Annotated in this window: 13 protein-coding genes; 9 read left to right on the top strand and 4 right to left on the bottom strand. The window is 67.4% G+C overall.

Going from position 1 to position 14834, the window contains the following annotated elements; all coding sequences use genetic code 11:
• Positions 1-26 precede the first annotated feature (26 nt).
• The 7 genes from ACFV2O_RS10445 (at position 27) to ACFV2O_RS10415 (ending at position 5825) form a co-directional block, all read left to right on the top strand.
• Positions 27-476 carry a VOC family protein gene (locus ACFV2O_RS10445; RefSeq protein WP_379251602.1) on the top strand — a complete coding sequence of 150 codons (450 nt, stop codon included), beginning with the start codon at positions 27-29 and terminating at the stop codon, positions 474-476.
• Positions 473-1942, top strand: coding sequence for an aldehyde dehydrogenase family protein (locus tag ACFV2O_RS10440; protein ID WP_379251601.1), 1470 nt, complete (start codon positions 473-475; stop codon positions 1940-1942). Before ACFV2O_RS10445 ends, ACFV2O_RS10440 begins: the two co-directional genes overlap by 4 nt.
• 31 nt (positions 1943-1973) lie before the next feature.
• Complete coding sequence (locus ACFV2O_RS10435) at positions 1974-2321, top strand: nuclear transport factor 2 family protein (RefSeq protein WP_379251600.1); 348 nt, start codon at positions 1974-1976, stop codon at positions 2319-2321.
• Positions 2322-2351: 30 nt separating this feature from the next.
• Positions 2352-2807, top strand: a complete 456-nt coding sequence (locus ACFV2O_RS10430) for a nuclear transport factor 2 family protein (RefSeq protein ID WP_379251599.1) — start codon at positions 2352-2354, stop codon at positions 2805-2807.
• A 986-nt stretch (positions 2808-3793) separates the two neighbouring features.
• Positions 3794-4432, top strand: coding sequence for a helix-turn-helix domain-containing protein (locus ACFV2O_RS10425; protein ID WP_379251598.1), 639 nt, complete (start codon positions 3794-3796; stop codon positions 4430-4432).
• Positions 4429-4593, top strand: a complete 165-nt coding sequence (locus ACFV2O_RS10420) for a hypothetical protein (RefSeq protein WP_379251597.1) — start codon at positions 4429-4431, stop codon at positions 4591-4593. Before ACFV2O_RS10425 ends, ACFV2O_RS10420 begins: the two co-directional genes overlap by 4 nt.
• Before the next feature lie 317 nt (positions 4594-4910).
• Positions 4911-5825, top strand: a complete 915-nt coding sequence (locus ACFV2O_RS10415; protein WP_379251596.1) for a mycofactocin-coupled SDR family oxidoreductase — start codon at positions 4911-4913, stop codon at positions 5823-5825.
• A gap of 191 nt (positions 5826-6016) precedes the next feature.
• Here ACFV2O_RS10415 and ACFV2O_RS10410 read toward each other — a convergent pair whose 3' ends face one another.
• Positions 6017-7138: an NDMA-dependent alcohol dehydrogenase gene (locus ACFV2O_RS10410; RefSeq protein WP_379251595.1), complete on the bottom strand. Its 1122-nt coding sequence runs from the start codon at positions 7136-7138 to the stop codon at positions 6017-6019.
• A 668-nt stretch (positions 7139-7806) separates the two neighbouring features.
• A complete protein-coding gene (locus ACFV2O_RS10405; RefSeq protein ID WP_379251594.1) occupies positions 7807-8499 on the bottom strand; it encodes a hypothetical protein in 693 nt (230 codons plus the stop codon).
• A gap of 341 nt (positions 8500-8840) precedes the next feature.
• On the opposite strand from ACFV2O_RS10405, the gene ACFV2O_RS10400 reads away from it, so the two are divergent.
• Positions 8841-9776: an alpha/beta hydrolase gene (locus ACFV2O_RS10400; RefSeq protein WP_379251593.1), complete on the top strand. Its 936-nt coding sequence runs from the start codon at positions 8841-8843 to the stop codon at positions 9774-9776.
• 254 nt (positions 9777-10030) lie between these two features.
• Positions 10031-12361, top strand: coding sequence for an ATP-binding protein (locus ACFV2O_RS10395; RefSeq protein ID WP_379251592.1), 2331 nt, complete (start codon positions 10031-10033; stop codon positions 12359-12361).
• A gap of 46 nt (positions 12362-12407) precedes the next feature.
• Here ACFV2O_RS10395 and ACFV2O_RS10390 read toward each other — a convergent pair whose 3' ends face one another.
• Both ACFV2O_RS10390 and ACFV2O_RS10385 read right to left on the bottom strand, forming a co-directional pair.
• Entirely contained in the window at positions 12408-13277 is an 870-nt protein-coding gene (locus tag ACFV2O_RS10390; RefSeq protein WP_379251908.1) for an alpha/beta hydrolase family protein, read from the bottom strand.
• Between the two features lie 203 nt (positions 13278-13480).
• Positions 13481-14704, bottom strand: a complete 1224-nt coding sequence (locus tag ACFV2O_RS10385; RefSeq protein WP_379251591.1) for a PucR family transcriptional regulator — start codon at positions 14702-14704, stop codon at positions 13481-13483.
• Positions 14705-14834: the final 130 nt, after the last annotated feature.

Raw genomic sequence — 14834 nt, 5'->3', positions numbered from 1 at the left:
CATAACGAAGTACTCGGAGAAGATCGATGATCAAAGGTGAGTTCACCAACTTCAAGCTGATCGTCCGCGACCTGGAACGGTCCCTGGCGTTCTACGCACTGTTCGATCAGAAGCCCGGTGCCGTCCTCGAATTCGTTGACCCCGAGATCACCGAGGTGATGCTGGAGGACTCTGCGGGCGTGCGCACCCTGGTGCTGCTCAACGGTGACATCATGCCCGCTCCCGCACCGGTTCCCGGCTACGCGCCGCTGGTACTGGTCGTCGAGGACGTGCACACCGCTGCGGCGGAGATCAAGGCCGCGGGCTATCGGATGAAGGTGGAACCGACCGACTTCGGGCCGGTCAGCCTGGCCATGGTCGCCGACCCGGACGGCTACCTGGTCGAACTGGTCGCCGGTGATCCGGACGCGGTGCAGAGCCCGCCCGCGGGCACCAAGATCCCGCATCCGGTTCCCTACATCCACGAGCACGCGTGAGTGTCGCGGTGACCTCCGTGGAGGCGGTGGTGGGGCGGCTGCTCATCGATGGTGAGTGGGTCCCCGCCGCCGGGGGTGGCGTGTTCAAGGTGCTCGATCCGGGTACCGAAGAGGTGATCGGACAGATCGCCGACGCCTCGTCCGCCGACGTCGACAGCGCGGTCCTGGCCGCGCGGCAGGCATTCGACGACGAGCGCTGGCTGGGACTGTCGGGCGCCCAGCGGGGCGTGGTGCTCTGGCGGGCGGCCGATCTGCTGGCCGCCCGTGCGGAGGAGTTCGCCCGGCTGGAGAGCCGCGATGTCGGCATGCCGGTCTCGCAGGCGGCGCTCATGGTGGCCGAGGCGGTCAACCAGTTCCGGTACTACGCCGGCTGGGCCGACAAGATCCACGGCAGCACCACCGATCTCGGTCCGGCCGAACGGCGGATGCTCGGCGCCACCTACAAGGAACCGGTCGGCGTGGTGGCGATGATCGTGCCGTGGAACGCGCCGCTCATCGCCATGTCCATGAAGATCGCGCCCGCGCTGGCGGCGGGTTGCACCTGTGTGCTCAAGCCGTCGGAGGAAGCGCCGCTCAGTGCCCTCGCGCTGGCCGCGCTGCTGCTGGAGGCCGGGGTGCCCGCCGGAGTGGTCAACGTCGTCACCGGGTTCGGTCCCACGGGGGCGGCGCTGGCCGAGCACCCCGCGGTCGACAAGATCAGCTTCACCGGTTCGACCGCGGTGGGTCGCAAGATCGTCGCCGCCGCGACCGGAAACCTGAAGCGGGTATCGCTCGAACTCGGGGGCAAGTCCCCGGTGATCGTGCTGCCCGACGCCGACATCGCCGCCGCGGCAGCCGGTATCGCGCTCGGTATCTTCTGGAACTCCGGACAGATCTGCACGTCGGGCACGCGGCTCTTCGCGCACGAGTCGATCCACGACGAACTGGTGGCCGCGATCGCCGAACAGGGCAGGGCCATGAAGGTCGGTTACGGCACCGATCCCGACGCCGTGCTCGGACCGCTCGTCTCGGCCCGGCAGCTCGAACGCGTCGCCGGATTCGTCGAGCGGGGGCGCGCCGCCGGGGCTCGGGTGGTGTCCGGCGGAGAACGGCTGGGCGAGCGTGGTTTCTACTACGCGCCCACCGTCGTCGCCGACGTCACCCCGGACATGGAGATCGTCCGTGAGGAGATCTTCGGACCGGTCTTGGCCGTGATGTCCTTCACCGACCTCCACGCGGCGATCGCCGCCGCCAACGACACCGAATACGGGCTCGCGGGCAGCGTGTGGACTCGCGACGTCGCCCTGGCACACCGTGTGGCCCGGCGGCTGCGGGCCGGCCGGATCGGCGTGAACATCCACCGCGCGGGCGGTGTGCAGATGCCCGTCGGCGGCTACAAGCAGTCGGGCTGGGGTCGGGAGAACGGGCCCGACGCCATCGAGGAATACCTCGAGACCAAATCGGTCGTCACCGTGCTCGACCGCTGACCCACACAATCGAACAGAACAGGACGAAAACATGGACGCAGTGTCCGCAGCATCGATGGCGGTCGTGGACCGGCACATCGCCGCGATGGCCAGCCAGGACATCGACACCATCGCCGCCGACTACTCCGAGGACACCGTGATCATCACGACTCTCGCCCCGGCACCGCTGGTCGGCAAGCCCGCGATGAAGGAATTCCTGGCCACGATCCTGGCGGCCACCCCGGAGGGCATCGACACCGCCGCGACGCCGACCTTCACCCGGAAGGAAGCGGTCGGCGAATACGTCTACTTGGCCTTCGACCTCGGCAACGGACGCTCCGGCACCGAGACCGACCACGTGCGCGACGGCCTCGTGGTCTTCGAGACCGCCACCTTCTAGGCGACGGGCGATTCCAGAAAGGGACAGCGCATGACGAACGTAGCGCCCGATCTCGCCACGCGGACCCAGTGGCTGGTCGACATCGAGGAGATCAAGACGCTGATGGCGAAGTACTGCCACGGCATCGACAAGAAGGATCCCGACACCTTCCTGAGCATCTGGGCGGCCGACGCCGACTATCTGCTGCCCCGGGGCGAAGGTCACGGCATCGACGGTGTCCGCGAACTGGTGGAGAAGGTCTGGCGGCAGGTCCCGCAGTGCCACCATCACATCACCAACCCGGTGATCGAGGTGCAGGGTCGGAGCGCCACCGCGAAAACCGATGTCTTCTATTTCCGGCTGACCGCCGACGGCAGTCACCAATTGCTCTCGGGCGGTTACGACTTCGAATTCGTGGTCGAGGACGGGGCCTGGAAGATCCGGAAACTGGAATTCACCGGATTCGTCTCGGCCAGTCCGGTTTTCGCGGAGAACGCCACGATCTGACCCGGCACCCGTCAGGGTCCGCGAAACAAGGCGGTGAGGTATGCGAGTGGCAACACGTGTATCGGAGTATTCCCGGTTCTCGGACACGATCGCGACTGCGTGGCGGCGATCGCGCCTGTACGGCGTGCGCGACGACGTGCCAGTCATCGTCGGGACACCGCCTGATCCGGAGGTGAGTCTGGCCAGAGCCGCATTCCTGGTCCTGGACCGGGCCATCGCGGATCTGGACGGGGCGCCCGTGGTGATGGCGCTTGCGGACCGCACGGCCCAGCTGATCGACGTCCGCAGCGCCGAGCCCGGACTGTGGGGTCCACTCACCGACCTCGGTGTCGTTCCCGGCGCGCGACTGAGCGAGGAACTCGTCGGCGTCAACGCGGTCGGAACACCGCTGGAGGCGCGCGTGCCGGTGCTCGTCCGCGGCGACGAGCACTACAACCGGGCGCTGCAGGGATTCACCTGCTACGGGCAGCCGATTCTGCACCCGGTCACCGGACGGGTGATAGGTGTGCTGGACGTGGGTGGTGCGGCCGATTCCGACCATCGGCTCTACCCCCAGCTCGGGCGCCGCCTGGTCCGCGAGATCGAACAGCGGCTGAACGGCGACTCCCGGCCCGGGCAGGCGGCGTTGTTCGAGGCGTTCCAGCGCGCGTCTCGCCGCCGCGGGCGGGCAGTGATCGCCCTGGCCGGAGAGGTCGTGCTCGCGACACCCGCCGCGCTGAGCCTGCTGGACTCCACCGACCACACGGTCCTGCGCACCTACGCCGAACTGCACCGCGCCGACCCCGAACCCGGCCGGTTGACCCTGAGTTCCGGCCGCACGGTCGAGGTTCGATGTTCGCCCATCGACGGCGCCGACGGCGTCCTGGTCGACCTCGTTCCCGCCGACCGCTCCGGCCACGCGAACGCTACGGACACGGTCGCCTTCCCGTACCTCGTTATCGGTGAGCCCGGGTCCGGACGCACCACCGAAGCGCGGGAAGGACGCTGTGATCCTCGACGCTGCCGATGTCCTGGTGCAGGGCACCCGGACCTGGACGGCGGAGGCCGCGAGCATTTTCGAATCGGCGGGTCCGCCGGTCATCGTCGAACACGCGCACCTGGTGTCCGAGCCGGTGACGACGCTGCTGTCACGCTGGCTGCGCCGGACACCACGCTCGGTAGTCCTCACCTGCGTGCCCGGCACGGAGCCCGCGCGGGTACCCACCCTGCTCGACGCCCTGTGCGCGAGCCGGCGCGAGCTGCTGCCCCTGCGGCGCAGGCGCGAGGACATCCCGGTGCTGGCCCGCCGCATCCTCGACACCACCGCCGTAGCGGGCCGGGTCCGGCTCGCCCCCGACACCTTGCGTGTGCTGGCGGATCAGCCGTGGCCGGGCAACCTCACCGAACTCGACCGCATCGTCCGGGCGGTCGCCCAGCGGCGCTCGGCCGGAGACATCACCCCCGCCGACCTGCCCGCCTCACACCGGGCTCCCCGCAGGCGGGAGACCCCGCTGCGCAGCGCCGAGCGCGAGATCATCGTCCGCGCGCTCGAGGCGGCGGGCGGGAACCGGATGCAGGCCGCCCGCGCGATCGGCGTCAGCCGGTCGACCCTCTACAACCGGATGCGGGCACTGCGGATCGAGTGAACCCAGGAGCGTCCCGCGCGGGCCCCCGATTCAGTCGCACACCCGGCGCGATCCAGCGCCCACCCGCGCCGCCGGGCGAGCAGACCGACGAGGTGCTCGGCGACTGGGGATTCAGTGCCGAGGCCATGGCCGAGCTGCGCGCAGACGGCGCGATCGCCTGAATACGCTCGAGGTCGTCGACGCGCCCCCGATCCGCCTGCATATTGCGGTATATCGTGTGGCCCGGCAGAACGAACGTAACCTCGGCGACGCCGAAAGCCAATGGGCGATCGGGAAAGACGCGCTTCGGTGCGAATGAAGTGGTGGCGGCCGTCTCCGACGTTAGTGTCCAAGATGTTGGACACTGCTGTGCCCCACGTCTCTCTACTGTCGAATCCAGGCACGCGCCTCACGTGAATCCGCCGATGTCCGGAACCGCCTGCCCGATCTTTTCGCCGTGCCTGCGGCGAATTCTCGAAATCGAACCGAAGGAATCGTCATGGGAACACTCGACGGCAAAGTCGTCTTCATCACCGGAGCCGCACGCGGACAGGGCCGTTCGCACGCGGTGACCGCCGCGCGTGAGGGCGCCGACGTCGTCCTGTTCGACATCGCCGCACCGGTCCCCGGTGTCAAGTACCCGCTGGCGACCGAAGACGATCTGGACAAGACCAGGAAACTCGTCGAGGAGCAGGGCCGCCGGGCGCTCACCGTGGTCGGGGACGTGCGCAGCCAGGACGACCTGGACTCGGCGGTGGCCCAGGCCGTGGACACCCTCGGCGGTATCGACGGTGTGGTCGCCAACGCCGGTGTCTGGGACCTCGGCCCCGCGGGCTGGCAGACCGGTGAGCAAGAGTTCCAGGTTGTCGTCGACACCGTCCTCGGCGGCGTGTTCCGCACGATCAAAGCGGTCGCGCCGCACTTCGTCGAGCGCAGGGCCGGAGCCATCGTGGCGATCGCGTCGGTGGGTGGCCTCGAGGCGACGGCCGGCTACACCTCCTACATCGCCGCCAAGCACGGCGTGATCGGCCTGCTCAAGAACACCGCCCTGGAGCTCGGCCCGCACAACGTACGCGCCAACACGGTGTGCCCGGGCGCGATCGACACCAAGATCTGGGACAACTCCATGGGCCACAAGCTGTTCGTCGCCCCGGGTGAACCGGTCGACCGCAAGATCGCCCTCGACGCCATCTACGGCTATGCCCCTCTTGCCGGCCGCACCGCGCTGCCGTCACAGGCCGTGAGCAACGCGGTGGTCTTCCTGCTCTCGGACCTGGCCGAGCAGATCACCGGTGTCGCGCTGCCCGTCGACGCGGGCCACCTGCTCCTGCCGGGTGCCAACTTCGCGCCGATCACGTCCGGCCCCGAGGCCGAGCGCCACCGCCCACCGGCTGTGTCGCCCGACGATCTGTAACCACACGCGGCCGCGATGGCCGACCCGGCGAAACGGACCGGCCATCGCGTTCAAGGGCACGGGTGTGCGGAGAAGAACGGCTCGATCCCGCACACGACGAGCAGCCGCTGGGTCAGCAGTCGCTCGGCCGGATGAAACGCGTCGAAGCCGAATGCGGCGGCCGATCCGGAGGAGCGCAGGGTGCGTAACGGTCAGCCCTCGTGAATGATGATGCCGCGCAGATTACGGCCCGCCTTCATGTCCTCGAAGCCCTGATTGACGTCCTCGAGCGCGTAGCGGGTGGTGACGAGTTCTTCGAGTTTCAGGGTGCCCTGCTGGTACATCGCCAGTTGGGCGGGGATGTCGGCGGTCGGCGCGCAGGCGCCGAAAAGCGAGCCCTGCAACCGCTTCTGGAACAGGATGAGCTGGTGCAGGTCGATGTCGCCGTCCTTGACGAAGGTGTCGCCAAGGCCGACGGCGACGCAGGTGCCCGCCTTGCGCACCGCCTGCAGCGCCTGGCCGATGTGCTTGCCGGTGGTCACGCCGACGCTGACGATCGCCGAGTCCGCGCCTTGGCCGTTGGTCATGGAGCGGGCGAGTTCCTCGGCCTCCTCGATGGAGGAGACAGCATGGGTGGCACCGAGTTTCCGCGCCGACTCGCGCTTGAAAGCGACGGGGTCGACCGCGATCACCGCGCTCGCGCCCGCCTGGGCGGCGCCCTGGACCGCGTTGATCCCGATGCCGCCGACACCCATCACGATGGTGACGTCTCCCGGGCGCACCTGCGCGGAGTTGACGGCCGCGCCCCACCCGGTGCCGACACCGCAGCCGGCGAGCACCGCGACATCCAGGGGGATCGAGGGATCGATGCGGATGGCCGAGGACACCGACACGGTGACGTACTCGCAGAACGTGCCCAGCCCGGCGAGTTGCCCGACCGGCGCACCGCCCAGCGACAGCCGGAACGAGGTCGGGTCGTCGAAGCGGGCGCCGGTGGCCAGGAACGCGCCGAGGTCGCACAGGTTCTGTAACCCTTTCGCGCACCACCGGCAGCGGCCGCATACCGGCAGGAAGGAGAACACCACGTGATCGCCCTCGGCGAAGCCGGTCGTCCCTGGCCCGACCGCCTCCACGATGCCGGCGCCCTCGTGCCCGCCCGCGATAGGCAGTATGCCGGGAGTCTGGTCGCCGGTGGCGAAATGATCGTCGGAATGACACAGGCCGCTGGCCACCATCCTGACCCGGATTTCCCCGCGTCGCGGATCGTCGAGTTCCATTTCGACGATTTCGTAGATTCCCGGTGATTCGCGCAGCACCGCGCCCCGTGTCAACATCGATGACTCCCTCGGAGAATTCGCCCGGGCCAACCGGGTGACCCCTTGTGATACCTGATAAACGCATGCTCGCACCGGCTGCCGCAGCGGTCAATTCACGATTTTCGAACCCGGAATTCGGAAATATTCACTTGGTCCCGGTTGCGCGCGCCGATAGTCTCCGATTCGCCGTGAAAGGTGTCACATTCATTGACGACTGCGGGTTAGCGGGCCCGGAAGGCGAAGTTCCCGGCCCGGCATGCCGGGACGAGCACTCGAATCGCCGTCACAACACGCAGCGGCCCGGTCGCGAGATCGGCCTTCGGTGACGACGCCAGTGTGGGTCGGGCCATCCATCGGGTCTCGCCTGCAACCGATTTCGGTGGGCAGTGCTCGGGTGGGCCCGCCGAGCGCGGCCTGATTGCCGACGCTGACGAAGCAGCTGATGCCGGTGCCACGTTCCCATGCCTGTTCAAGACGGGCGGCTTTCTGGGCGCCGACTGTGGCGGGAAGAAAAGATGGCGACGCTCCGTGATCAGCGCCGACTACTACACCAGGCCGAAGCAGGGCGTTGCACGGCGTCGCAGTCGGTGCTCGACGCTCTGTCGCAGTTCGGCGGCAGGAATGCACGACGGTCGATGCTCCACCCGCCAGATCGGAGCATCGACCCCCGGCTTCGGCAGGGCCGATCACTTCCCCGGCAGCGGTGAATTCACGGTAGACAGATATTGAATGACGGCGACGGCGGCGATGGGCGCCGTGACGAACAATTGTCCGGCGATGGTGCCCAGCGCGCCGACGGCGACGATCCCGCCGAGGCAGCCGACCGCGGCGGCGGGAATGAACGGGCCGAAGAGGCCGGCGATCGTGGCCGCGGCGATCGTCGCGCCGGCGATTCCGCCGAGCACACAGCCCACAGCGCCGCCGCCGAGGCCGCCGATGAGGGTGCCGAGCGTGGCGCCCATGGTGATGGTGCTGGTCATGCGGCTCCAAGCGGCCTGTTCACGGTCGTACTCGTTCTTCCACGGCGCTTTGTCCTCGTACGGCAGGGCGACCGGTGCGTACACCGCGTGCTCGAGATCGAACCGGGGTGTCAAGGTGGCGGTGCGACCGGCGACCTCCGCGCTGATGGGAAATTCGAACTCGTCGACCCGGAATCGCAACGACGTCGCGGCGAGGACGGTTCCGTCGGCGGCCTTGACTTCGAACATGTCGTTGTCCACCGCAAGCGAGCCCGCGTCGGTCTCGATGACGCTTCGGTCGCCCACGACGGTCGCTGTGAAACCGACGGCGTCCGGGCTGTCCGGAGTGGCGCCGGCGCTTCCGGCGACGGCGGTGAATGCGGCGGCCACGGTGGTGGCGACGACGGTGCTGATCCTCATCTGAACTTCCTTGTTCTTTCGGGTGGATGTTTCAGCGAACGGACCCCTGATGTCGGTCCGCTGCTGCTGTTCGAGTTCGACCTGCCTTTCTGGCTACGATGTGATCGAGAACACTATGTTTTATATATTATGTTGTCAACCAGAGTCGGTGGGCTGGGTCACAGCCCGCAGGCGCTGCTCGGGTGAGGGCATCGGCGCGGTTTCCGCGCCACCACGGCGATCGGCGCGATCAGCGCATTCGATACCTGGGAAGGATTCTTCCTATGCGCCGTTCCACCCTGCCCGAGCTGCGGAAACGCTCATAGATTCGTCTTTGTAGCGTCGAGAGCAGGAGAGGAATCATGGCAGAAAACATCAACACCGTGCCGGTCAAGGGCTGGGCCTGGGACATCGCGACCGATATCTACTTCCCACCGGGTTTCGACGAGTCGAAGGTGTATCCCACAATCGTCTCCGCCCACCCGACCGGCAGCTGCAAGGCGCAGACTTCGGGCAACGTCTACGGCAAGGCGCTGGCCGAGGCGGGCTTCGTGGTGGCCGCCTTCGATGCGAGCTTCCAGGGTGAAAGCGGTGGCGATCCGCGGTCGGTCGAGGATCCCGGTTTCCGGACCAGCGACTTCAGCTTTGTGATCGACTACCTCGTCGCCCTGCCCTACGTCGACGCGGACAACATCGGTGTGCTCGCGATCTGCGGCGGAGCGGGTTACGCCGTGGCAGCCACCAAGATCGACCGCCGGATCAAGGCACTGGGCACCGTCGTCGGCAGCAACGTCGGCCGGCTGATGCGAGAGGGCTTCTCGGAGTACAACCCGATGGGCATGCTCGAGGCCATCGCCGCGCAGCGCACCGCGGAGGCTCGCGGACAGGCCCAGGTGATCAACGATCTGCTGCCTCCGTCGGTCGACGCGGCGAAGCAGGCGGGTATCACGGATGTCGACGTCGTCGAGGCCACGGAGTACTACAAAACCGATCGCGGTCAAGCCCCTGGTGGTAAGACCAGCTTCAACTTCGGTCGTCAGGCTGCCTTGGCCGACTGGGATGCGTACGACCGCGTCGAGGTCTTCCTGACCCAGCCGCTGTGCGTCGTGATCGGCGACAAGGTCGGCGCCTTCGGTTCGCAGCGGCTCAGCATGGAGCTGTACGGTCGCGCCGCGTCGAAGGACAAGCAACTCGTCGTGGTCGAGGGCGCGTCGCACTACGACCTGTACGACAAGCCGGGCCCGACCGGTGTCGCGCTGGAGAACCTGGTGCCGTTCTTCCGCAAGCACCTGAGCTGATCGGCTCGGAACACGGAGCGAGGCGCCGCGGGCCCGCTCATCACCGCCGCGAGTATCGCTGCCATGCGAGCGGGCGGGCGGCGCGGTGTGCTTCCTGGCCGAAGCGGCGGTGCTTGTGCCGGCCCGGTAGACCGAACGAACGGTTTGTTCCGCGGTCGCGGGTGGTATCCGCTCCACGTATCGGTTCGACCGCGCGGTCGTGTTTTCCGGCCGATAAGCCGCTGCGGACACGCCGGGAGGTGAGTACACCCGCCATGGCAAGCACATCCGGCGTGCGAAGCTGCGAAGGCAGCTTGCCGCTGGAGTTGACCAGTTTCGTCGGTCGGCGCACCGAGGTGTCCGAGGTGCGAAATCTGCTGACGACGTCGCGGCTGGTGACGTTGACCGGAAGCGGGGGCGTCGGAAAGACGAGGCTGGCCCTGCGCGCCGCCTCGAGTGCGCGGCGCGACTTCCGTGACGGGGTGTGGTCGGTCGAACTAGCCGACGTTTCCGATCCCGGATTGCTGGTCGAAGTGGTGGCGGCGAGCCTGAATGTGCGGGACGATTCGGCGGAGGCGCTGCTCGAGACGCTTGTCGGGTCTCTGCGTTCGCGGGAGCTGCTCCTGATATTGGACAACTGCGAGCAGCTGGTGGATGCGGTCGCCCAGCTGACCGAGACGTTCTTGCGCGCCTGTCCGGACCTGCGGATCCTGGTGACCAGCCGCGAGCCGCTGAATGCCGAGGGCGAGGCTGTGCTACGGGTGTCTCCGCTGACGGTTCCCGATCCGGACCGGGAACCGTCGCTGCGGGGGTTGCCGCGCTTCGACGCGGTGACGTTGTTCGCCGATCGCGCCGCCGCGGCGCTGCCCGGCTTCGAACTCGATGAGGACAACAAAACCGCGGTGGCCACAATCTGTGCCCGGCTCGAGGGATTGCCGCTGGCGATCGAGTTGGCTGCGGCCCGGATACGCACGATGTCGCCGCAGCAGATCTTGCAACGGCTCGACGACCGCTACGCGTTTCTCACCCGGGGCAGCCGCACCGCACCGGCCCGGCAGCAGACGCTGCGCTGGTGTGTCGACTGGAGCTACGGGCTGTGCACCGCGGCGGAGCGGCGTTTCTGGGCGCGGCTGTCGGTGTTCGCGGGCACCTGTGAACTCGACGCCGCCGAGGGGATATGCGGCTTCGACTTCGCGCCGCACACCGTCTTGGACGTGCTGTCGTCCCTGGTAGACAAGTCGATCCTGATCCGCGAGGAGTTCGACACCGTCGTGCGCTTCCGGATGCTCGAGACCTTGCGCGACTACGGCCGGGAGAAACTGCAGGTGTCCGGCGAGGAGGAGAACCTGCGCCGCAGGCACCGCCAGTGGTATCGGCAGTTGGCGCTGGACTGGGACGCGGAGTGGGTCGGCGCACGCGCGCCGGACTGGGTCGCCCGGCTCGACCGCGAACAACCGAACATGCGTGAAGCGCTCGAATCGTTTCTCTCCGATGAGACCGGCGCGGCCGGAGACGGCGGGATGACTATGGCCGCGGCGATGTTCGATTTCTGGAACTTCCGCGGCATGTACGGGGAAGGCCGGTCCTGGCTGGACCGAGCCCTGGCCCACCCACGCGCCTCATCAGTACCCGATCGCGTCAACGCACTGCGTGCCGACAGCCAGTTGGCCGCTGCACAAGGTGATTTCCAGGCGGCGACCGTTCTGTTGGAGGAGGGGCGGGTGCTCGCCGAGCGATCGCCGAGCCCGTTGACCCTGGCGCGCATCGCTTATTCCGAGGGGGCACTCGCACTCGCCCGGGGCGACGCCGCCGACGCGACGTCCGCCTTCGAGCGGTCGTTGCGGTCGCTCGGGCCGGGCAGCACCGAGAACCTGCGGCTCCACGCCCTGGCGTTGCTCGGCTGGGCATACGAGCTGGGCGGCGACTTCGCCAAGGCAACAGATTGTTACCGGCAGATCCTCGCCGTGACGGAGTCCTCCGGCGAACTACTCCATCGCTCGGCCGCATTGCGCGGTCTCGCAGTCGTCGCCTGGCAAGAAGGCGACCATCACCGCGCACGGGCATTGCTGGAGGACTCGCTGCGCGTCAACCAGCGCCTGGGCAACCCTTTCGTGGCCGCGTTCGCCCTCGAGACACTGGCGTGGACTGTCGATTCGGGCGACGCGGAGCGCGCGGCCGTTCTGCTGGGAGCCGCCGAAAGCGTGTGGCCGACCGGAAGCAGTGCCACGAGTGTCTTCCCGAATATGTTGCGCTTCCACCGCGAATGCGAGCAGCGAACGCGGCGAGCGCTCGGGGAACGCCGATTCGACGCGGCCCGTCGGCGGGGGTTGGCGATGGAGATGGACGCCGCAGCGGCTTATGCACTGGGTGAACAGCCCGCTGTCACGACCTCCGCCTCGGGAGCCGCGGAATTGACCAAACGCGAGCGTCAGGTCGCCGATCTCGTCTCCCGAGGCCTCACCAACAGGCAGATCGCCACCGCACTGGTCATCTCCCAGCGGACCGCGCAAGGCCACGTCGAGCACATCCTGACCAAACTCGGGTTCACCTCCCGCGCCCAGATCGCTGCCTGGGTGGTGGAGGACGCCAAGGAAGAGAGCTCTTGATCGCGAGCGTTCGCCACCACCCGGCCGGTGCTGCGGGGGCGTGCTTCTACTTCATGTGCGAGTCGAACCAATCCAGCATCACTTCGGGGCGCTCGCCGAAATAGTTGTATCCGCGGAAGCGCTGGTCGGTCCCTTCGATCCAGTGCAGTTTCTTGTCGCGGGCGGCGATGTTGTCGTAGATCGCCTGCACATCGGACGGATAAGTCAACGTGTCGTCCCGTACCTGCGCCACCAGCGTCGGCATACGCACCGACGCGGCGCGTGGAATCGGCGATTGCTCGTCGACGTGGAAGCCGGTACGGGCGTGCAACGCCTGGTCGAACAGCTCGACGCCGTTGTCGATGCCTGCGCCTTCGACGATAGTGCGCTCGACGAACGCGCGAGCCGAGATGGGTTGCAACGCGATCATCGCCTTGATGTGGGTGAATTCGCCGGGATGCTTGTCGATCGCCACGAAGGTCGAATCCGCCCCCAGACACACGCTCAGCAATCCGGTGGTCATGTTCGCGGTGTCGGGCCGGGACTTCGCGTAGCGGATCGAGCCGATCACATCACGGTATTCGAGCAGGCCGATACCGACGGTGCGGCCGTGGCCGTCGGGGCTGAGGCCGTGATTACGGAGGTCGTAGCACAGGATGTTGTAACCGGCATCGTGCAGAGCCTTGTACTCGGGCAAGAAACTCACCTCGAACCCGCCGAAGTCCTGTAAACCGTCGAGGTGGCCCGCGTAGCCATAGCGGTTGCCCGGCAGGAAGTGATTGTGGATGATCAACCGGTCGGAGTCGGCGGGGATGAACCAGCCCTCCAACGTCAGGCCGTCCATGGCGGGGAAGAACACGTCCTCGTATGCCAACCCCACCTCGTCAGGACGCCGATATACGGGAGTCCGTTTGCCGTGCGCCCAGAGTTCGACCATCGGTTCGATGATCTTCTTCGGCGCCACGGCCCCTATGGCCTTCGTGGCGACATCGGTCAGTGCGTCCTTCGCCTTGGCCGTCGTGTCCGTCATGCCGGTACGCCTCCTTTGTCAGTCGGATCTGTCTCCCCATGAGACCTACCCGGCGACGGGCATCTGAAGCGGATTCAGCGCACAAAATTGGAAAGGTTACGTATCAAGTATTATGCATAATGTTTGCGGAGGGCCACTTCGCGGAGTTGTCGCGGTAGCTCGGGTCCGGTGGGCGTTTCGCGGCGGACCCGCTTCGGAGCGGCAGCACGGTGCCTACGGGCGATCAAAGCCGATCGCAGATACCACAGCCCGGATGACTGGGTTGCGTCCAAGCCGATGATCTGGGCTATTCGTTTGAGCCGGTTGTCGACGGTGTTCGGATGCAGGTACAGTATCTGGGCGGTTCGTCTTCGATTCATACCGTTGGCGACGTGACACCGCAGGGTCTCGAGCAGTTCGGGCTCCTCGTCGAGGGGGTCGAGCAGGGCGCTGAGCCATTCGAGTCCAGGACCAGGACGCGTGAGCTGGTATTCCAGTGCCAGATCGGCGAAGCGGTGCAGCCCGTCTCGCAATCCGAGCCGGTGGACCAAGTCGAGCAGTTCATGGGCTTGGGCGGCGCAGGAGGGAATATCCGGCGTCGCCGCGCGGATGAGCGTCGCGGTGACCGGAACTCCGGCGATGCGTGCGATGGCGGCGATCCACTCGTCCAGTGTGCTGTCGTCGGCGAGTGCGGTGGGCAGCAGGATGGTGCCGCCGGTGGGCGAGAGGATCGACAGCGCGGCCCCCTGGGAACGGTGGGCGAGTTCGGCTCGGATGCGCCGGAGTGGACGTTCGGTGCGGACACGTGACTTGGCTGCGGCGCTGGCGGGACGGGGGACGGCGACGGCCAGGATCCAGTACTCGTCGGCGATCTCGATGCCGTTGTGGCGCGCCAATGTCGAGGTCGGCTGTCCCTCGAGCAGTGCGGAGGCAAGGGCGCGCGTGGCGGTGTGGTGCTGATGGGCCGCGGTGTGCAACTGCCGTGTGTAGCCGCGGGCGACGGCGGCGGTGACGGTGCCGAGCAACCCCAGCACCCGGTCCGTATCGACGGCGCCGAGCTGGCCGGCCTCGGTCGACGCCCGGTCGCCGGCCAGTTCGATGCCGAGCCGGACGCCATCGTGGACGACGCGCAGGATGGTGACGATCGGGATGTCCGCGCATGCCCACCGCGCAGCCTCCTCTTCGAGCCTGCGGAGCTGCTCGGGCTGTGCGGGCCCGTCGAGCAGGCAGATCGATACTTCGAGACAATCCCGCACGGCGGCCAGCAAGTATCCGCTGGCCTGCGCGGTGTCCTCCACCGCGGACACCGGATAATCGATGGTGAGACCGGCCTGTGCCGGATAGCCCTTCGGCAACTCTCGCTCCCTGTCCTCGTGGCGCTTCGCCGAATAACGAGTGCTCTCGACACTAAAGGGAGTCCCGAGGCGGGAGTGTGCAAGAACTTGGACACGGTGTGGGTCGACATCGCCCCTCTGAACTCGGTCG

It is taken from the genome of Nocardia sp. NPDC059691 (genome assembly GCF_042733915.1).
GTDB classification, from domain to species: Bacteria; Actinomycetota; Actinomycetes; order Mycobacteriales; family Mycobacteriaceae; genus Nocardia; species Nocardia sichangensis.
This window is presented reverse-complemented; position numbering and strand designations above follow the sequence as displayed.